This window comes from Bradyrhizobium sp. Arg237L (genome assembly GCF_029990105.1).
Taxonomy (GTDB): Bacteria; Pseudomonadota; Alphaproteobacteria; order Rhizobiales; family Xanthobacteraceae; genus Bradyrhizobium.
The window spans coordinates 40,816-60,431 of sequence record NZ_JAQMIL010000022.1; the positions used below are offsets into that span (position 1 = coordinate 40,816).

General features: G+C 66.0%; 12 protein-coding genes. 10 read left to right on the forward strand and 2 right to left on the reverse strand.

Annotated features, from left to right (window positions below; genetic code table 11):
• Window positions 1–57: 57 nt before the first annotated feature.
• Together ggt and mutM are read right to left on the reverse strand one after the other, a co-directional pair.
• Window positions 58–1,737: a gamma-glutamyltransferase gene (ggt, locus tag OZ411_RS15680; protein WP_282528707.1), complete on the reverse strand. Its 1,680-nt coding sequence runs from the start codon at window positions 1,735–1,737 to the stop codon at window positions 58–60.
• Between the two features lie 23 nt (window positions 1,738–1,760).
• Window positions 1,761–2,666 (reverse strand): bifunctional DNA-formamidopyrimidine glycosylase/DNA-(apurinic or apyrimidinic site) lyase, encoded by a 906-nt coding sequence (gene mutM, locus OZ411_RS15685; RefSeq protein WP_282528708.1) that lies wholly within the window; start codon window positions 2,664–2,666, stop codon window positions 1,761–1,763.
• A gap of 191 nt (window positions 2,667–2,857) precedes the next feature.
• Between mutM and ubiE the strand changes: the two genes are divergently transcribed.
• The 10 genes from ubiE to addA all read left to right on the forward strand — a co-directional run bounded on the left by ubiE (window position 2,858) and on the right by addA (window position 19,589).
• The gene (ubiE, locus tag OZ411_RS15690) at window positions 2,858–3,619 is read left to right on the forward strand and encodes a bifunctional demethylmenaquinone methyltransferase/2-methoxy-6-polyprenyl-1,4-benzoquinol methylase UbiE (protein ID WP_282528709.1); all 762 of its coding nucleotides are present in this window, start codon (window positions 2,858–2,860) and stop codon (window positions 3,617–3,619) included.
• A complete protein-coding gene (ubiB, locus tag OZ411_RS15695) occupies window positions 3,616–5,190 on the forward strand; it encodes a 2-polyprenylphenol 6-hydroxylase (RefSeq protein ID WP_282528710.1) in 1,575 nt (524 codons plus the stop codon). Before ubiE ends, ubiB begins: the two co-directional genes overlap by 4 nt.
• Window positions 5,191–5,242: 52 nt before the next feature.
• A complete protein-coding gene (gene coaBC, locus OZ411_RS15700; protein WP_282528711.1) occupies window positions 5,243–6,652 on the forward strand; it encodes a bifunctional phosphopantothenoylcysteine decarboxylase/phosphopantothenate--cysteine ligase CoaBC in 1,410 nt (469 codons plus the stop codon).
• Entirely contained in the window at window positions 6,649–7,107 is a 459-nt protein-coding gene (dut, locus tag OZ411_RS15705) for a dUTP diphosphatase (RefSeq protein ID WP_282528712.1), read from the forward strand. The genes coaBC and dut overlap by 4 nt, the downstream gene beginning before the upstream one ends.
• 301 nt (window positions 7,108–7,408) lie before the next feature.
• Entirely contained in the window at window positions 7,409–9,928 is a 2,520-nt protein-coding gene (locus tag OZ411_RS15710; protein WP_282528713.1) for a PAS domain-containing sensor histidine kinase, read from the forward strand.
• A complete protein-coding gene (gene tsaE, locus OZ411_RS15715; protein ID WP_282528714.1) occupies window positions 9,925–11,448 on the forward strand; it encodes a tRNA (adenosine(37)-N6)-threonylcarbamoyltransferase complex ATPase subunit type 1 TsaE in 1,524 nt (507 codons plus the stop codon). Before OZ411_RS15710 ends, tsaE begins: the two co-directional genes overlap by 4 nt.
• Before the next feature lie 77 nt (window positions 11,449–11,525).
• On the forward strand, window positions 11,526–11,852 hold the full coding sequence (locus tag OZ411_RS15720; RefSeq protein ID WP_282528715.1) for a PilZ domain-containing protein: 327 nt from the start codon (window positions 11,526–11,528) through the stop codon (window positions 11,850–11,852).
• A 141-nt stretch (window positions 11,853–11,993) separates the two neighbouring features.
• A complete protein-coding gene (locus OZ411_RS15725; protein WP_282528716.1) occupies window positions 11,994–12,716 on the forward strand; it encodes a nucleotidyltransferase family protein in 723 nt (240 codons plus the stop codon).
• Window positions 12,717–12,924: 208 nt separating this feature from the next.
• Window positions 12,925–16,071 carry a double-strand break repair protein AddB gene (gene addB, locus OZ411_RS15730; RefSeq protein ID WP_282528717.1) on the forward strand — a complete coding sequence of 1,049 codons (3,147 nt, stop codon included), beginning with the start codon at window positions 12,925–12,927 and terminating at the stop codon, window positions 16,069–16,071.
• Window positions 16,065–19,589 carry a double-strand break repair helicase AddA gene (addA, locus tag OZ411_RS15735; protein ID WP_282528718.1) on the forward strand — a complete coding sequence of 1,175 codons (3,525 nt, stop codon included), beginning with the start codon at window positions 16,065–16,067 and terminating at the stop codon, window positions 19,587–19,589. Before addB ends, addA begins: the two co-directional genes overlap by 7 nt.
• Window positions 19,590–19,616 lie beyond the last annotated feature (27 nt).

Genomic DNA, 19,616 nt, shown 5'->3' on the forward strand with positions numbered 1-19,616 from the left:
GCGAGCTCTGCTCGTCCCGCCCCCGCAAGAGCGGGGCGAGGGAGCGCACCGAGCGCCTCACACCAGCCTGAACCTCACGCCCGCACGCGCCAGCCCACCGGCGATCCCGACCGGCGTGCCGTCGGCGCGCCAGCAGGCGGCGCCTTGCATGCAACCATCCTCTTCAAACTGGATCGCGTTCATGCCGCCGGCGACGGAGGATACCGGCGCAACCGTGTGACCCAGACTCGCGAGTTTCTCGCGCACGCTCTCGGGAACGGCGAGCTCGACTTCGAGCGCATTGCCCTCGGTCCACACCCGCGGCGCCTCGACCGCTTCCTGCAGGCTCATGCCGTGGTCGATCAGGTTGATCAGCGCCTGCATGGCGCTGGGGAAGATGCGTTTTCCCCCGGGCAGGCCCAGCGCATACTTCAGCTTGCCGTCGCGCAAGGCCATCATCGGCGACATCGAAGTGGTGACGCGCTTGCCCGCTGCCAGCGACAGCGCGTGGCCGGGACGCGGATCGAACAGATGCATGTAATTGTTCGCGACGGCACCTAAGCCCGGGATCAGGATCTTCGCGCCGAATAGATTGTTGATGGTCTGGGTGGTCGCGACCACGTTGCCGAACGCATCCGCCGCGGTCAGATGCGTGGTATGCGCGCCTTCGAGCTGCGCAACGCCCGCGCCCCAGGCCTGCGCCCGATTGGGATCGATCGCACGGCGGCGCTCCTCGGCATAGGCTTTCGACGTCAGCCGTTCCACGGGAACGTTGACATAGGCGGGATCGCCGCTCGCCGCCGCACGGTCGGCAAAGGCGATCTTCAGCACTTCGGCGAGATAGTGGATCGTCTCGGCGGTGCCGAAACCGAGGCTCGCGATGTCGTAGCCTTCGAGGATATTCAGCATCTCCGCGATATGCACGCCCGATGCCGCCGGCGGCGGTGGTCCCAGGATGGCCCAGCCGCGATAATCGGCGCGGATCGGCTGGCGCTCGACGGTCTTGTAGGCTGCGAGATCGGCGCGGCGAATATATCCGCCGTTCTTCTCCATGTAATCGACAAGGATATCGCCGAGCGAGCCCTGATAGAGCGCGGCTTCACCATGCTCGGCGATATACCGCAGGGTCTCCGCGTATTCGGCCTGCACCACGCGTTCGCCGATCTTCAGCGGTTCGCCGTTCGGAAGGTAGATCGCCGAAATCGGCTTGTCCTTCAGCATGTCGGCAGCGCTCTCGCGGATGCATTCGTGCAGGTAAGGCGTCACGGCATAGCCGCGGGCGGCATGCTTGATCGCGGGCTGCATGACATCGGCAAGGCTCATGGTGCCGAAACGCCGCAGCGTCTCGCACCAGGCCATCAGCGAACCCGGCACTGCAACCGCCTTCGGGCCGACGCAATTCTCTTCGCCGACGGTGTCGAACACGTCATGCGCCGCGCCCGGCTTCGAACTGTAAGTGTCGGGACGGACCGCGAGCGGCACGGTGCTCTGGCCGTCGATGAAGCGATGCGTGCCGTCGGCGAGGCGGATATGCGCCATGCCGCCGCCGATGATGCCGACCATCATCGGCTCGACCACGGTCAGCGTGAACAATGTCGCGATCGCCGCATCGATGGCATTGCCGCCGGCGGCCAGCATCTCGGCGCCCGCGCTTGAGGCCAGCGGATGATTGCTGACCACCATGCCGCGGCTGGAGATGGCTGGTTGCTTCTCGCATTCGAAACTTGTCGCCGCGCGATCGCGCCAATTGTCGCTCATGACGTCGCTCCCCTTGTTGTTGGTTATTTCTGGCATTTCGGGCACCAGAAGGTCGAACGGCCGTTCTGGGTGAAGCGTTTCACGGTGCCGCCGCAGCCTGGAGTCGGGCACTTCTCGCCTTCGCGATCATAGACCTGAAACGAATGCTGGAAATAGCCGAGCTCGCCATTGGTCTGGCGATGATCGCGCAACGATGAGCCGCCGGCCTTGATCGCCTGGTTCAGCACATCGTGGATCGCAGTGACCAATCGTTTGGCATGCTCCGTCGGCTCCCCCCCGGCAACGCCCTTGCGTTGTCCGGCCTTCGTGGCAAGCGTCGCCGCCAGCCGCCGCGGCGACAGGTGCGAGCGAAACAGCGCTTCGCAGACATAGATATTGCCGAGTCCTGCGACCACGCGCTGGTCGAGCAGCGCCGCCTTCAGGCTGGTCTTCTTGTTGGCGCAGGAGTGCGCCAGCATCGCGGCATCGAATTCATTGCCGAGCGGCTCGGGGCCGAGGCCCTTCAACAACGGCTCGTCCTCGATTGCGTTGCGCGCGATCACCTTCATGTAGCCGAAGCGGCGCGGATCGTTGAAGATGATCGCGGCCCCCGACGACATGTGGAAGATCACATGATCGTGTGCGCGGTCCTGATTCCGCTCATAATGAAAATGGCCCGGCGCGATCTTGTCGTCGTCCTTGAGCACGCGGAACGAGCCGGACATGCCCAGATGCATCAAGAGCACGTCGCCCGAGGTCAGGTCCGCCATCAGATATTTCGCGCGGCGGCCGAGACCTTCGACAGTCTGTCCCTCCAGCCGTGCGACAAAATCTTTCTGAAAGGGAAACCGCAGGTCCTTGCGGCGGGCTTCCGCTTTCAGGATTTTCGCGCCCTCCATGGACGGCTGCAAGCCGCGGCGGACGGTCTCGACTTCGGGGAGTTCGGGCATGGAAATGTCATTCACACGGGGCACGATCGGCAAAAAGTGTAAGGGGTTTTGCGCCCGACCGCGCGCCAAATTAACAATTTGCGAACAATCCGCCAGACCGCAACCAGTTTGGTGGATTGTGCGCGGCGGTGCTGACGTGATAGCGCCATTGCGGCGGGCGCGCTATGGTCGCTCCTTAAGGTAGTGCGTTGATGGATCGGCGGGACCAAACCACCCATTTCGGCTACAGGGACGTTCCCCTGGGCGAGAAGCAGACGCTGGTGAACGAGGTGTTCCACAGCGTAGCGTCGCGTTATGACTTGATGAACGATCTGATGTCGATCGGCCTGCACCGGGTCTGGAAGGACATCATGATCACCCAGCTCAATCCGCCGAAGAGCGAGGCGCCGTTCGCGCTGCTCGATGTTGCGGGCGGCACTGGCGATATCGCGTTCCGCGCGGCGAAAGCGGGCGGTCCCGGTTTCCGCGCCACCGTCTGCGACATCAATGCCGACATGCTCGAGGTTGGCCGCAACCGCGCCCGCGCCCAGCATCTCGACGACCGGGTCTCCTTCGTCGCCGGCAATGCCGAGGCGCTGAGCTTTCCGGACCGTTCGTTCGACGCCTACACGATCGCATTCGGCATCCGCAACGTGCCGCGGATCGATGTCGCGCTGCGCGAGGCCCATCGCGTGCTGCGGCCCGGCAGCCGATTCCTCTGTCTTGAATTTTCCACCGTCGACGTGCCCGGCCTCGACCGGCTTTATGACCTGTTCTCGTTCAGGGTGATCCCGCCGCTCGGCCGCGCCGTGACCGGCGATGCCGAGTCCTATCAGTATCTCGTCGAATCGATCCGCAAGTTTCCACGGCCCAGCGCCTTTGCCGAGATGATCACTGCCGCCGGCTTTGCGCGCGTGAAATGGGAAATTCTCTCGGGCGGCATCGTGGCGCTGCATTCGGGCTGGCGTTTGTGATCTCTGCAACAACACACATCGCGCGCCTCGCCCGCGCCGCCTACGTCTTCGCACGCGAGGGCGTGTTCGGCGTCGTCGATCCGGCCCTTGTGCCGCCACCGGGGCAGCTTCTGCTGCGGCTGGCCCGCCTGATCGAACGGCCCGGCGCCAAGTCCGGACCCAGGCTGTCGCGCGCGCTGACGCGGCTTGGGCCGGCCTATCTCAAGCTCGGCCAGTTCCTTGCCACAAGACCCGACGTGGTCGGCGTGGTGATGGCCAAGGATCTGGAGAGCCTGCAGGACCGGCTGCCGCCATTCTCCCAGACCGAAGCGGAAGCCGTGATCGCGCAATCGCTGGAACGCCCGTTGGCGCAGGCTTTCGCGAGCCTCGGGCCCCCGGTCGCCGCCGCCTCGATCGCGCAGGTGCACCGCGGCGAGATCGAGCGTAATGGCGTGCGCCGGCAGGTGGCCGTGAAGGTGTTGCGGCCGAACGTCGCCTCCCGCTTCCGCCGCGACCTCTCCGATTTCTTCTTCGTCGCACACAAGGCGGAAGCGCATTCGGCCGAAGCGCGGCGATTGCGGCTGGTCGAGGTCATCAACACGATGTCGCGCTCGGTCGCGATGGAGATGGACCTGCGGCTGGAGGCCGCCGCCCTCTCCGAGATGGCGGAAAACACCAACGACGATCCGGATTTCCGCGTGCCGGCAGTGGACTGGGACCGCACCACCCATAACGTGCTGACGATGGAATGGATCGACGGCATCCCGCTGAACGACCGTATCAGGCTGGAGCAAGCCGAGGTCGACCTGCCCGATCTCGGCCGCAAGGTGATCCAGAGCTTCCTGCGCCACGCGCTGCGCGACGGCTTCTTCCACGCCGACATGCATCCCGGCAATCTGTTCCTCGACGATACCGGCCGGCTGGTGGCGGTCGATTTCGGCATCATGGGCCGGCTCGGGCAGAAGGAGCGGCGCTTCCTCGCCGAGATCCTGCTCGGCTTCATCACCCGCGACTATCGCCGCGTCGCCGAGGTGCATTTCGAGGCCGGCTACGTGCCCGGGCATCACTCGGTGGAGAATTTCGCGCAAGCCATCCGCGCCATCGGCGAGCCGATCCACAACCGCACCGCCGAGGAAATCTCGATGGCGCGGCTGTTGACGCTGTTGCTCGAGGTCACCGGCCTGTTCGACATGCAGACGCGCCCCGAATTGATCCTGCTGCAGAAGACCATGGTGGTGGTCGAAGGCGTGGCGCGCGGCTTCGACCCCAAGCTCGACATCTGGAAGATCGCCGATCCCGTGGTGCGCGAATGGATCGAGCGCAATCTCGGACCGGTCGGGCGCATCCAGGGCGCGATGTCAGGGGCCGGCGAACTCGCCCGCGTGCTGGCGCATCTGCCCGACATCGCCTCGCGCGCAGTGGCGGTGCTGGGTAGTCTGGAGAAGATGACGCGCGAGGGCGTCACGCTGTCCCCGCAGACGATCGCAGCGATGGGACAGACCGAGGGCCGCAAGAACCGCTGGCGGACCGTCGCGCTCTGGATCATCGCGGCCACTTTCATCGGAATCCTGATTGCGGTCCGGAATCTCTGATTGCAATGACAGCGTCTGATGCTAGCATTGCTGTCAAATCGATGGTGCGGCCATGGCCAATCTGACTATTCGCAAGCTCGATGACGCCGTTCGAGACGAACTGCGCCTGCGCGCCGCCCGTAACGGGCGCTCGGTCGAGGATGAGGTACGGGTCATCTTGGGCGAGGTGGTTGCGGGGCAGCCCTCCGAGGTCCCGCTCGCAGCTTCCGCGCGCCAGCAGGCCGCTGTAGCATCGGCCAATGGCCTCGCTCGCGTCACCCTGATCATCGGCGGCGGCATCGCCGCCTACAAGGCGCTGGACCTGATTCGACGGCTCAAGGAGCGCCATATTCAGGTCCGCTGTGTGCTGACCAAGGCGGCGCAGCAATTCGTCACGCCGCTTGCGGCCAGCGCCCTGTCGCATGAGCGCGTCTATACCGACCTGTTCGATCCCGAGAGCGAATTCGATGCCGGCCACATCCGCCTGGCGCGCGAGTGCGACTTGATCGTGGTGGCGCCAGCGACCGCGGATCTGATGGCCAAGATGACGCATGGCCATGCCAACGACCTCGCTTCCGCCATCCTGCTCGCCGCCAACCGCCCGATCCTGCTGGCCCCGGCGATGAATCCGCTGATGTGGAACAACGCCGCCACCCGCCGCAATGTGCTGCAGCTCCGCCGCGACGGCATCCTGACCGTCGGCCCCAATGCCGGCGAGATGGCGGAAGCGGGCGAAGCTGGCGTCGGGCGGATGGCCGAGCCGACCGAAATCGCCGCCGCCGCCGAACACATCCTTCGGCCGCCGCATCCGCGCCCGCTTCAGGGCAAGCGTGTGCTGATCACCGCAGGGCCGACGCATGAGGCGATCGATCCGGTGCGCTATATCGCCAACCGCTCCTCGGGCAAGCAGGGCTTTGCCATCGCCGCCGCCGCGCGCGATGCCGGCGCCGAGGTCGTCCTGGTCTCCGGGCCGGTCGATCTCGCCGATCCAGCCGGCGTGTCGGTGATCTCTGTGGAATCCGCGCGCGACATGCTGCACCGGGTGGAAGCGGCGCTGCCGGTCGATGTCGCGATCTTCGCCGCCGCGGTCGCCGACTGGCGGGTCGCCAATGAAGGCGAGCAGAAGCTGAAGAAGACCGCAGCCGGCGTGCCGGCGCTGCAACTGGTCGAGAACCCCGACATCCTCGCCACCATCGCCAAGCTGCAGGACAACCGCCCGCCGCTGGTGATCGGCTTCGCCGCCGAGACCGAGCATCTGATCGAGAATGCGAAGGCAAAGATCGCCCGCAAGGGCTGCGACTGGATCGTGGCCAACGACGTTTCACCGGCCACCGGCGTGATGGGTGGCGACCGCAACACCGTTCATCTGCTGACGCGCGAGGGAGCGGATATCAGCGTCGATTCCTGGCCGGTCATGACCAAGGAACAGGTCGCGACCGAACTGGTGGCCCGGATCGCGAAGGCCGTGGAGACAAAATCGTGAGTGCGACGATCAAGGTCGACGTCAGGCAATTGCCGCATGCCGAAGGTCTTCCGCTGCCGGCCTACCAGACCGCCGATGCCGCCGGGCTCGATCTGTTGGCCGCAGTGCCCGAAGAAGCGCCGCTGGTGCTCGTATCAGGCAAATACGCGATGGTTCCGACCGGGCTCACGATCGCGCTGCCACCGGGCTACGAGGCGCAGGTGCGGCCGCGTTCCGGACTTGCCGCCAAGCATGGCGTGACCGTGTTGAATTCGCCTGGTACGATCGACGCCGACTATCGCGGCGAGATCAACGTCCTCCTGATCAATCACGGCGAGGCGCCGTTTTCCATCCGACGCGGCGAGCGCATCGCGCAGATGGTGATCGCACCGGTCGTGCAGGCGCAGTTGGTTCCGGTGACCGCGCTGCCGAGCACCGAACGAGGCAGCGGCGGTTTCGGCTCCACGGGCAGATAGCTCGAGCCGTAGCCCGGGTGGAGCGCAGCGCAACCCGGGACATCTGCGTCCACATCCGCGAGCGGACCCGGGTTACGCTAACGCTTCACCCGGGCTACGGCACTTGATCGAGCGATAAGCCCTTCGAATACGGATAAAATTTGCGCTGGCGCACGAATTGAGCCCCGCATTTTTCACAGCGTGTCTTGCGTTCACGATCTGGACTCTTACTCGCTGAGTCAGCTTGAGGATATGCTCTTACGATTCGTGTGCACGGCGGGGGTCTAACGCCGGGCCGAAGTCGTGCGTTCTGGGGCAAATTATGTCGGGCGTGGTCGCCGCAATGCGTCGAACCCTGCTGTCGTGCACCTCACTGGCGCGCGACGGCCTGCTTGGGCTCGCCGCCACGCTGGCGCTGCCCGCGGGATCGGCGCGCGCTGGCGACTGGCTGTTCGAGCCGGTGATCTCGGCGTGGTTCGACCTCGATCACCAGGAATTCGTCCTCTTCACCGCCGCGGTTGCCTTGCTCGGCTTTTCCGTGGTCGCCGCGATCCTCTTGATGCGTACACGCGCTCGCGCTATCCGGAGCGAGGGACGCCTGCGCGCCGAGATCGCCGATCTGCAGGCCCAATCCGATCGCCTGCGCGCGCTGCTGTTTGCCGAGCCGCAGGTCCTGATTTCCTGGGCGGCCGGCGACAACCGCCCCGAGATCAGCGGTGACATCGCATTGCTGACCTCGCAGGAGGCGACGCAGAACTCGCCCCAGCGCGTGCTGGCGTTCGGAACCTGGCTGCCGCCGGAACCGGCGCTGCAGATGGACCACGCCGTCGACGCGCTGCGCGAGGCCGGCCAGGGTTTTCTGCTCAACCTCACCACCGCGAACGGCCGCGCCATCGAGGCGATGGGTCGCGCCATCGGCGGCCAGGCGATCGTGCGGATGCGCGAGCTTGGCGGCTTGCGTCGCGAGCTGGCCGAAGCCAATCTGCGCCACAAGATGCTGCAGGAGGAGACCGAGCTGCTGCGCGATTTCGCCGCCGCCGCACCCTGGCCGATCTGGGCCAAGAATGCGCAGGACGACCTGCGCTATGCCAACACGGCCTATTTGCGGGCGACCGAGGGCGCGAGCATCGCGGATGCGATCCACCGCCATCTCGAACTCCTGGAGAACGACCAGCGGGTTGAGATGGCCAAGGCGCTGCACGAATATTCGACCTATGCCGCGCGACTACCGATCGTGGTCGGCGGCGAGCGGCGCATCTATGACATCCAGGCGATGAAGCTTGCCGGCGGCAGCGCCGGCATCGCCATCGACGCCAGCGAGGTCGCCGCCCTTCGCGCCGCGCTCACCCGGATGGCGGAAGCGCATCGCCGCACCCTCGACCAGCTCTCTTCCGGCGTGGCCGTGTTCGACGCCGACCGCCGGCTTGCCTTCTACAACGAATCCTATCGCCGCCTCTGGGACCTCGATCAGGCGTTCCTCGATAGCAATCCGGACGATTCCAGCGTCCTCGACCGGCTGCGCGCCGCCCGCAAACTGCCGGAGCAGCCGGATTTCCGCGCCTGGAAGGCCAAGCTGCACGAAGCCTATCGCGCGGTCGAATCGGAGAGCTACACTTGGTTCCTGCCCGACGGCCGCGCGGTCAGCGTCGTGACCACGCCGAACCTCGAAGGCGGCGTCACCTATCTCTTCGACAACGTCACCGAAAGCCTCGATCTGGCGCGTCGCTTCGACGGCCTAATCCGGGTCCAGCACGAGACCCTCGACAATCTGAACGAAGCGGTCGCAGTGTTCGGCAGCAACGGGCGCGTGCAATTGTTCAACCCGGTATTCGAGAAGATGTGGAGGCTGCCGGCGGACGCGTTGCGCGAGCAGCCGCATATCGAGACCGTGGAAGCGCTGTGCCGGCCGCTGTTCGACGATCCGATCGTCTGGCGGGCGCTGCGCGAGGCGATCACCGCGATCGAGAACCGCGCCCAGGTCGCGCTGAAGCTCGAGCGCAAGGACGGCAGCGTGCTGCATTGCATGACCATGCCGCTGCCGGACGGCGCGACCATGCTGACGTTCCAGGACATCACCGACACCGAGAATGTCGAACGCGCGCTGCGCGAGCGCAACGAGGCGCTGGAAGCGGCCGACCAGATGAAGGTCGACTTCGTCCACCACGTGTCCTACGAACTGCGCGCGCCGCTCACCACCATCATCGGCTTTGCGCATTTCCTGTCTGATCCCGCGACCGGACCGCTCAATACGAAGCAGGCCGAATATCTCGACTACGTCACCAAATCGACCAACGCATTGCTCGCGCTCACCAACAACATCCTCGATCTCGCCACCATCGATGCCGGCGCGATGACGCTCGAGCTTGGCTCCGTCGATATCGGCAAGACGATCGAGGCCGCGGCCGAAGGCATCCAGGACCGGCTCGCGACCGACCGCATCACGCTCAAGGTCGATATCGAGCCCAATATCGGCGAATTCATCGGCGATGAACGACGCGTGGTGCAGGTGCTCTATAACCTGCTCGCCAACGCCGTCGGTTTCTCCCCGCATGACGGGATGGTCACAATCTCTGCGCGACGCGCCGAGCACAGTGTCGTGTTCGCGGTGACCGACACCGGCCCAGGCATCGCGCCTGAGGTCAAGGACAAGGTGTTCAACTGGTTCGAGAGCCATTCCCACGGCTCGCGGCACCGCGGCGCCGGCCTCGGCCTGTCGCTGGTGCGCTCCTTCGTCGAGCTGCATGGTGGCAAGGTCCGCGTCGATTCGACCGTCGGCAGAGGCACGACCGTGACCTGCGTCTTCCCGGTCGACCAGAACGCGCATCGCAACGCCGCCGAATGATTGTCACCAGCACATTCTCGGTCGCACTCGCCAATGAGGCCGCGACCGCGCATCTGATGGCCGATCTCGCGCTGTTGATCGGCCCCGGCGAAGTCATTGCGCTCTCCGGCGATCTCGGCGCCGGCAAGACCGCGGCGGCCCGCGCGCTGATCCGCTATCTCGCCACCGATGATACGCTGGAAGTGCCGAGCCCGACGTTTACGCTGGCGCAAAGCTACGAGCTGCCGGCGTTCCCGCTTGTTCACGCCGACCTCTATCGCATCAATGACGCGAGCGAACTCGAGGAGATCGGGCTGGCGCCTTTGCCTGACGGCGCGGTGGCGCTGATCGAATGGCCGGAGCGGGCACCAGATGCCCTGCCGCCGGACCGCATCGACATTGCGCTGAGTCACCGGCCGGCACTGGGATCGAACGCGCGCGCTGCCGAGATCACCGGCCACGGCAAGGCTGCCGCCGTCGTCACGCGGCTGAAGGCGCTGCGCCAATTCCTCGAGAATGCCGGCTACATCGACGCGCGGCGCGAGCGCATGCCGGGCGACGCCTCGACCCGCTCCTACGCCCGGCTGTTCGACGACAATGGCAGCGTCATCCTGATGAACTCGCCGCGACGCCCCGACGGGCCGCCGATCTATGACGGCAAGTCCTACAGCGCCGCCGTCCATCTCGCCGAGGACGTCAAGCCGTTCGTCTCGATCGACAACGGACTGCGCGACCGCGGCTTCTCCGCACCCGCGATCCGCCACTCCGACATCGATCTGGGATTCCTGATCACCGAGGATTTCGGCAAGGACGGCATCGTCGAGGGCGATCCGCCGGCACCGATCACGGAGCGCTACGAAGCCGCGACCGACATGCTGGCGGCCCTGCATCGGGAGAAACTGCCGGAGGCGCTGCCGCTGACGCCGCAGCTTACCTACGACATCCCGGTCTTCGACATCGACGCCTGGCTGGTCGAGATGGGCTTGATGATCGAGTGGTACTTGCCGGATCGCGGCATCACCCTCGCCTCGGATCTGCGCGATGAATTTCTTGCGATGTGGCGAACGCTCCTGGAGAAGCCGGCCGCGGCGCCGCGGACCTGGGTGCTGCGCGACTTCCACTCGCCCAATCTGATCTGGCTTGGCGAGCGTACAGGTATCCTGCGGCTGGGCCTGATCGACTTCCAGGACGCCGTGCTCGGGCCTGCCACCTATGATCTGGTGTCGCTGTTGCAGGACGCGCGGATCGACGTGCCCGAGCAGCTCGAGCTCACGCTGCTCTCCCGCTACATCAAGGCGCGGCGGGCCACCGAGGAGCATTTCGACGCGGCCAGCTTCGCCGAGCTCTACGCGATCATGTCGGCGCAGCGTAACACGCGTCTGCTCGGGACCTTCGCGCGGCTCAACGGGCGGGACGGCAAGCCGCATTATCTCAAGCACCAGCCGCGGATCTGGACTTACCTCACTCGTTCACTGGCCCACCCGGCGCTGGCCGGCCTCCGTGAATGGTACGCGGCCCACGTCCCGCCACCGGTTTCCTGATTTACCCCCTGTTAGCCCGAGCCGCCCTAGTGTGACACACGCTCCGGATGCAGAGCGGCTTGGTTGAGGGTTTGAGTTTGGCGATGAAGACAGAACGGCGCCGCGGCGAGCGTGTCACCTTCGAACGCGGCATTCCCGCGCACATGATGGGGATCGACGGCACGTGGCGACGCGACTGCACCATGGAGGATGTTTCCGAGACCGGCGCCAAGCTGACCGTCGAGGGCTCGGTGGAGGGCCTGCACCTGAAGGAGTTCTTCTTGCTGTTGTCATCGACCGGGCTTGCCTATCGCCGCTGTGAATTGTCCTGGGTCAATGGCGACCAGATCGGGGTCAATTTCCTCAAACAGGGCGACAAAAAGAAGAAGGCGGCCAAGCGCGGCTCGCAACCCGCCGACGCCTGAAGATTGTTGTTTTTGACGCGTTTTCTTCCCCGTCGCACGGCCGTCATGTCCGGCGACTATCGCGTCGATCTTATGCGCGCCCCAAATCGGCGTGATAGGATGGCGCGCGTCACGATTTGAACGGTTCGAGAGCCCGGAAGAATGTCCGTCACCCCCAGTAAAGCCATGGTCCTCGCTGCCGGTCTCGGCCTGCGCATGCGGCCCTTGACCGACCATATGCCGAAGCCGCTGGTGAGCGTGGCGGGCCAGCCGTTGCTCGATCACGTCCTGGACAAGCTTGCCGCTGCCGGCGTGAGCGAGGCCGTGGTCAATGTGCACTATCTGCCGGACCAGATCATCGAGCACGTCAAGACGCGGAAGCAGCCGCGTGTGATCATCTCGGACGAGCGTGACAAGGTGCTGGGCACCGGTGGCGCGGTCGTAAAGGCGTTGCCGCTGCTCGGGCCTGAGCCGTTCTTTCACGTCAACGCCGACACGATGTGGATCGACGGCGTGCGGCCAAACCTGGCGCGGCTCGCGGAGACCTTCGACCCCGCGAAGATGGATATCCTGCTCTTGATGGCGCCGACCGCGAACAGCATCGGCTATGGCGGTCGCGGCGACTATTCCATGCTGCCGGACGGCGCGCTGCGCAAGCGGCGGGAGCAACAGGTGGTGCCGTTCGTCTATGCCGGCGCCGCGATCATGTCGCCGTCGATTTTTGCGGAGGCCCCTGCGGGGGAGTTCTCGCTGACCAAGCTGTTCGACCGCGCCAACGAGCAGGAACGACTGTTCGGCCTCAGGCTCGACGGTGTCTGGATGCATGTCGGAACCCCCGACGCCGTGCAAGCCGCGGAAGAAGCATTTTTGGAAAGCGTAGCCTGATTCGATAGAGCCAGCCACAATCCGGCCGTCATGCCCCGCGCAGGCGGGGGCATCCAGTACGCCGCGACCTCTCGGCTCAATTACCCCCGCCTCTGGAATACTGGATCACCCGCCTTCGCGGGTGATGACCGGTGCGTAGCGGGTGGACGGGCATGACCATCTGGCAATCGCCCCTTATATTGGCGCCTGACCCCGAATCAGGCCGCTCATGCGCGTTTTCAGCGTTCCCCTCTCCGTTCCGTTCCTGCGTACCGTCATCGCCGCGCTGGTGGACGGTCGCCTGGTCACGGGATTCGACGCGCGCGATAATCCCGAAAAGCTGGCTGACGCGACGCTTTATCTGCCGACGCGGCGTGCGGGTCGGCTTGCGCGGGAGATCTTCCTCGACGTCCTGGATAGGGATGCCGCCGTGCTGCCGCGCATCATTGCGCTTGGCGACATCGACGAGGATGAACTCGCCTTCGCGGAAGAGGCGGAACAATTCAGCGGCGCAGCGCCGCTGGAGATTCCGCCCAAGCTCGGCGAGCTCGAGCGCCGGCTGACATTGGCGAGGCTGGTGGCGGCCTGGGCCAAGAGCCCGGTGACCGCGCCGCAGGTGGTCGGGGGCCCCGCATCGACGCTGCAGCTTGCCGGCGATCTCGCGCGCCTGATGGACGACATGGTGACGCGCGGCGTCGAGTGGAACGCGCTCGATAAGCTGGTCCCCGACCAGCTCGACCAATATTGGCAGCATTCGCTGGATTTCCTGCGGATCGCGCGCCAGGCCTGGCCAGCCTATCTCGCCGAGGTCGGCCGCATCGAGCCGGCGGCGCGGCGCGACCTCTTGATCGCGGCCGAAACCGCGCGACTGACTGCGCAATCTAATGGCCCCGTGATCGCGGCGGGCTCAACCGGTTCGATGCCGACGACGGCCAAGTTTCTCCACGCGGTAGCCAAGCTGCCGCACGGCGCAGTGGTGCTGCCCGGGCTCGATACCGATCTTGATGAGGAGTCCTGGAACACGATCGGCGGCATGCGCGACGCCAAGGGCAAATTCACCACGCCGCCCGCATCGAACCATCCGCAATTCGCCATGCATGCGCTGCTTGACCGTTTCGGCATCAAGCGTGACGAGGTGGAGGTTCTGGGCGCACCGGCACCACACGGGCGCGAGATGCTGCTGTCGGAAACGATGCGGCCATCCACCGCCACGGCGCAATGGCATGATCGGCTCGAACAGCCCGAAATCGCCGAGAAGATTTCCGCCGGCATGAACAGCATTGCCGTGGTGGAGGCGCCGAACCCGGAGATGGAAGCGCTCGCCATTGCGATTGCGATGCGCGAGGCGCGGCATCTCAACAAATCAGCCGCACTGGTGACGCCAGACCGTGCTTTGGCGCGGCGGGTGATGGCGGCGCTGACGCGCTGGAATCTCGAATTCGACGATTCCGGCGGTGAAGCGCTGATGGACACGCCATCGGGCATTTTCGCCCGCCTCACCGCGGAAGCCGCGACCAAGGGGCTGGAGCCGCCGACACTGCTCGCGCTCTTGAAACATCCGCTGTTTCGGCTCGATGCCGCGCCCGGCGCACACCGGCGCGCAACCGAAGTATTGGAGCTGGCGCTCTTGCGGGGAACGCGGCCGCAAGCAGGCAGCGAAGGCCTTGCCCGCGACTTCGAACGTTTCCGCAGCGAACTCGGCAAGCTCCACCGCGGCGAGACTTCATCGCTGCATCCTCTGGAGCGGCGGACCCGGCTCCGCGACGTCGAGCTCGACCAGGCGCAGTCGCTGATATCAAAGCTGAGGGCGGCGCTTGCACCGCTCGAAAGCCTCAGCGCGTCCAAGCCTTACGATTTTGCCGAGCTGGCACTGCGGCATCGCGAGGCTCTCACCGCATTGTCCTGCGATCAGCACGGCATCGCCGTCGCCTTCGAGGAGCAGGCAGGCTCCGTGCTCGCATCCGCATTCGATGATCTCGTCGGCGCAAGAAAGCTGAGCGGGGTGACGGTCCCGCTCGGCGACTACCCTGACGTCTTCCAGACCGCGTTCGCCGACCGCATGGTGCGCCGCCCGGAATCGCCGCGCGCGCAACTGCACATCTTCGGTCAACTCGAAGCGCGACTGACGGAGACCGATCGCGTGATCCTCGGCGGGCTGGTCGAAGGCGTCTGGCCGCCGGCGCCGCGGATTGATCCCTGGCTCAGCCGGCCGATGCGGCACGAGCTCGGCCTCGACCTGCCGGAACGGCGCATCGGCCTTTCCGCGCATGACTTCGCGCAACTGCTCGGCACTGATGACGTGATCCTCAGCCACTCGGCAAAGGTCGGTGGCGCGCCGGCGGTGGCCTCGCGCTTCCTGCACCGGTGTGAGGCGGTCGCAGGCGAGGCGCGCTGGAAGAGCGCGAAAGCACTAGGCGAGAAATACGTCCATTACGCCGCCGAGCTCGACCGGCCGGACAAGGTCGAGCCGATCGCGCAGCCCGCGCCAAAGCCGCCGCTCGCGACAAGGCCTCTGAAGATGTCGGTGACCGCGATCGAGGACTGGCTGCGCGATCCCTACACGATCTACGCAAGATATATCCTCAGGCTCGACCCGCTCGATCCCGTCGACATGCCGCTGTCGGCGGCCGATCGCGGCTCGGCAATCCACGCAGCGCTCGGCGAATTCACGCAAGTCTTCGCCGCAGAGCTGCCGGACGATCCGCTTCGGGCGCTGCGCGAGATCGGCGGCAAGCATTTTGCGCCGCTGATGGAGCGGCCGGAAGCGCGGGCGCTGTGGTGGCCGCGCTTCCAGCGCATCGCAACGTGGTTTGCCGAATGGGAGACTGCGCGGCGCGGCGGTATCGCGGCCATCACCGCCGAGATCCGTGGCGAGATCGGCATCCCCCTCGATCATGCGCGCACCTTCACGCTTTCGGCGCGCGCCGACCGGATCGAGCGTGACCGCGACGGTTCGTTCGCGATCCTCGACTACAAGACCGGACAGCCGCCGACGGGAAAACAGGTGCGCATGGGACTGTCGCCGCAGCTCACGCTGGAAGCTGCGATCCTGCGCGAGGGCGGCTTCGAGGGAATTCCGGCGGGCGCATCCGTCGGCGAGCTCACCTATGTCAGGCTGAGCGGCAACAACCCGCCGGGTGAGCAGCGGACGCTGGAATTGAAGATCAGGCCGGGCGATACGCCGCAATCGCCCGACGATGCCGCCGACCACGCTCGGCGGGAATTGGAAAAACTGATCCGCCAGTTCGAGGACGAGAACCAGGCCTACACCTCGCTGAATCTCTCGATGTGGGCCAATCGCTACGGCACCTATGACGACCTCGCCCGCATCAAGGAATGGTCCGCGGCCGGCGGCCTGGGATTGGAGGAATGGTGAAAGCGCCCCGCCCCATTCCCGACTCGGTACGCGCCACGCAGGCGCGCGCGTCCGATCCCAAGGCGTCCGCTTTCGTGTCGGCCAATGCCGGCTCGGGCAAGACCCATGTGCTGGTGCAGCGCGTGATCCGGCTGCTACTTGAGGGCACACCGCCCGAGAAGATCCTGTGCATCACTTTCACCAAGGCGGCCGCGGCCAACATGGCCGAGCGGGTGTTCTCCACGCTCGGCCATTGGGTCACCCTCGACGATGCCGCGCTGGACACCGCGATCCGCGAAGCCGGCATCGCGCACCCCACAATGAGGCTCCGGAGAGAAGCGCGAAAGTTGTTCGCCTGCGCACTGGAGACGCCGGGCGGGCTGAAGGTGCAGACCATCCATGCGCTCTGCACCCGCCTGCTGCAGCAGTTCCCGTTCGAGGCCAATGTGCCGGCGCGGTTTGCCGTGCTCGACGAGCGCGACCAGAACGAGATGATGGAGCGCGCCAATCTCGCCGTGCTGCTGGAAGCCTCGCGCAATCCCGACAGCGCGACCGGGCGCGCGTTGATGGTGGCGATGGCGAGCGCCGCCGACGTCACCTTCAAGGACGTGGTGCGCGAGGCGTGCCTCAGCCGCGATCATTTCATGGCCTGGACCGATGCCGCAGGCAGCGCGGAAGCGGCCGCCGCAGAGATGTCAAAAGCGCTTGGCGTTGCCGCGAATGACTCGATCGAAGATGTCGAGCGCGAGATCCTGGATGGTCCCTATCTGCCACGCGCGCGCTGGGAAGACATTGCGCTCGCCCTCGATACCGGCAACAAGTCCGACCAGGACCAGGCGGCGCGCTTGCGCGAGGCGCTTATCTTCACCGGCAGCGCGCAGGTCGACGCCTATCTCGCTGTCTTCCTCACGGACGCCGATCGCACGCCGCGCAAATCGGTGGTGACGAAGAAATTTTTCGACAACAATCCCGCCATCGGGCGGCTGTTCGAGGCGGAAAGCCAGCGCATCCATCCCCTGATCGAACGCCGCCGCGCCGTGATGATCCGCGACCGCACCGAGGCGCTGCTGCACATCGCGACCGCGGCGGCTGCGAACTACCGGCGCGAAAAGCTCGAGCGCGGCCTGCTCGATTACGACGACCTCATCGACAAGACGCTGGAGATGCTCGACCGCGTCTCCTCAGGCTGGGTGCACTACAAGCTCGACCGCGGCGTCGATCACGTCCTGATCGACGAGGCGCAGGATACGAGCCCGAAGCAATGGGACATCGTCGCGCACATCATCTCCGAATTCACCTCCGGCGCCGGCGCACGCGACGGGGCGGTGCGGACGGTGTTCGCCGTCGGCGACGAGAAGCAATCGATTTTCTCGTTCCAGGGCGCGGCTCCGCATGAATTCGATTTGCGCCGCCGCGAGCTGAAGAAGAAGTTCGAGGATGCCGGGCTGAAATTCGATCCGGTCTCCTTCACCTATTCGTTCCGTTCCGGGCCGACGATCCTGCAATCGGTCGACCATGTCTTCCGCGAGCAGGAGATCTACCGCAGCATCCATGCGGTCGAGAACGGTTATCCGCTGCACAATGCACTGGCCGATGCCGGCCCCAGCATGATCGAGCTTTGGGAGCTCGCGCAAGCCGACGACAGGCAAGACATCGAAGGCTGGCGCGCGCCGTTCGACGGCGTCTCCATCACCAGCCCGGAAGTGAAGCTGGCGAAGCGCATCCAGGCCGAGATCAGGCGGCTGGTGGAAAGCGGCACCATGACCGGCAGCCGCGGCAACCGCCGACCGCTCACCTACGGCGATGTCCTGGTGCTGGTGCGCAGGCGCGGCAACGCGTTCGACGCGGTGATCCAGGCGCTGAAGCACGCCAATATCCCGGTCGCCGGCGCAGACCGGCTGAAGCTGACCGAGCACATCGCGATCATCGACCTGATGAACCTTGCGGACGCGCTGCTGCTGCCGCAGGACGACCTGGCGCTGGCGGTGGCGCTGAAGAGCCCGCTGTTCGGCCTCGATGATGACGATCTGTTCAAGCTGGCCTGGGAGCGCAAGGGATCGCTGCGCCAGGCGCTGGCGCAGCATGCGGCGACCGACGTGCGCCTCACGGCCGCGCTGAAACGGCTCGAGCGATGCGAGCGGCGTTTGGCCGATTCGACCCCGTTCGCCTTCTATGCCTGGCTGCTTGGCGGCGACGGCGGGCGGGCGCGCATCCTGGGGCGGCTCGGCCATGAGGCCAACGACGCGCTCGACGAATTCCTCGAGCTGGCGCTCGCGCATGAGCGCAAGGCACCCAGCTCGCTGCAGGGCTTTTTGGCCTGGCTCCGCGCGGCCGACACGGAGGTGAAGCGCGACATGGAGATTTCGCGCGACGAGGTGCGCGTGATGACCGTGCATGGCGCCAAGGGGCTGGAAGCCTCCGTCGTGTTCCTGGTGGACACCACGACCTCGCCCGCGGACACGCAGCGCCTGCGGCTGATTCATCTGCCACAGGGCAACAGCGCGCCGAACGCGCCCGGCGTCGTGGTCTGGGCCGGCCGGAAGGCCGAAGATGCAGGTCCCGTCGCCAAGGCGCGCGAGGCGATGCTGGAGGAGACCGAGGACGAATATCGCCGCCTGCTCTATGTCGCGATGACCCGCGCCGCCGATCGATTGATCGTTGGCGGCTGCATGCCCGGCAACATGAAGAGGGTCCGGACTTCCTCCTGGTATGACCTGATCGACAAGGGCCTCGCCAATTCCGGCCTCGGCTTGCAGGAGATCGAGACCCCGGCGGGCCTAGTGAAGCGCTATTTCCGGCCCGAGGATACCGATCCTGCGACCGGCGTCGCGGTGTCGGGGGCGCCGCAGCCGATCGAGCTGCCGTCCTGGCTGCAGCGGCCGGCGCCGACTGAACTCGCCGCCGACAGCCGGCTGCGACCGTCCGACCCCAGCGACGACAGCCGCCGCGTCCGCAGCGGCGTGCAGCTCTTACAGCGCGCCCGCGCGATCCAGCGCGGCACGCTGGTGCACCGGCTGTTGCAGTCGCTGCCGGATATCGCACCCGAGCGCCGGCCCGGCGCGGCGCTCTCCTATCTTGAGCGCAACGCCGAGGATTGGACCGTCGAGGAGCGTGGGGCGCTGGCCGAAAGCGTTCTGGCCCTGATCGCCGATCCCCGTTTCGCAGCCGTGTTCGCCACTGGCAGCCGGGCGGAAGTCTCCATCGTCGGCCGGCTGGATCGGCCCGGACAGTCGCCGGCGCTGGTGTCCGGCCAGATCGACCGGCTGGTGGTGACGCCGGACGAAATCCTGATCGTCGACTTCAAGACCAACCACGCCCCGCCGAAAAGTGCGGCCGAGGCGCCGCGGGCCTACGTCCGGCAGCTCGCGCTATACCGGGCGGTGCTGCGCAAGCTTTATCCCGGACGCCCCGTCCGTGCCGCCCTGCTCTGGACCGAAAGTACTGAATTGATGGAGGTTTCCGCCTCCGCGCTGGACAGGGAGCTGGCATCCCATCATGCTGGCGTGACCGAGCTTGACCCGGCAGGGGCGCGTTCATAGGTTTGACGTATGATCCCGGGCGCGACT